Source organism: Nonomuraea mangrovi (assembly GCF_042681425.1).
Taxonomy (GTDB): domain Bacteria; phylum Actinomycetota; class Actinomycetes; order Streptosporangiales; family Streptosporangiaceae; genus Nonomuraea; species Nonomuraea mangrovi.
Window position 1 is genome coordinate 1 of the sequence record NZ_JBHUFV010000125.1, and the last position, 669, is coordinate 669.

The window sequence follows — 669 nt, forward strand, 5'->3', positions numbered from 1 at the left end:
GCCCTCGGAAGGACATCTGTTGGCAGCCTCGCGCAACGCCTCCGCCGTACCCGCCGGTCCCCGTCGCGTTTCGTTTTCGCGTATCCAGGAGCCCCTCGAAGTTCCTGACCTTCTTGCACTGCAGACCGAGTCATTCGACTGGCTGCTGGGCAACGAGAAGTGGAAGGCCCGGGTAGAGGCGGCTCGCCAGGCCGGGCGCAAGGACGTCCCGACCCAGTCGGGCCTCGAGGAGATCTTCGAAGAGATCAGTCCCATCGAGGACTTCTCGGGGACCATGTCCTTGTCGTTCCGTGACCATCGGTTCGAGCCGCCCAAGTACTCAGTCGATGAGTGCAAAGACAAGGACATGACCTTCTCCGCCCCGATGTTCGTGACGGCGGAGTTCATCAATAACACCACTGGTGAGATCAAGAGCCAGACGGTGTTCATGGGCGACTTCCCGCTCATGACGCCGAAGGGCACCTTCATCATCAACGGCACCGAGCGTGTCGTGGTCTCCCAGCTCGTCAGGTCGCCGGGTGTCTACTTCGACCGCAGTGTCGACAAGACCTCCGACAAGGACCTGTTCGGCTGCAGGGTCATCCCCTCCAGGGGCGCATGGCTCGAGTTCGAGATCGACAAGCGCGACAGCGTCGGTGTCCGCATCGACCGCAAGCGCAAGCAGGCCGT

At 62.2% G+C, this 669-nt stretch carries 1 pseudogene; it reads left to right on the top strand.

What is annotated here, in order from left to right:
• Positions 1-19 precede the first annotated feature (19 nt).
• Positions 20-669 (top strand): annotated as a pseudogene (locus tag ACFSKW_RS54805) (DNA-directed RNA polymerase subunit beta); the annotation flags it as partial.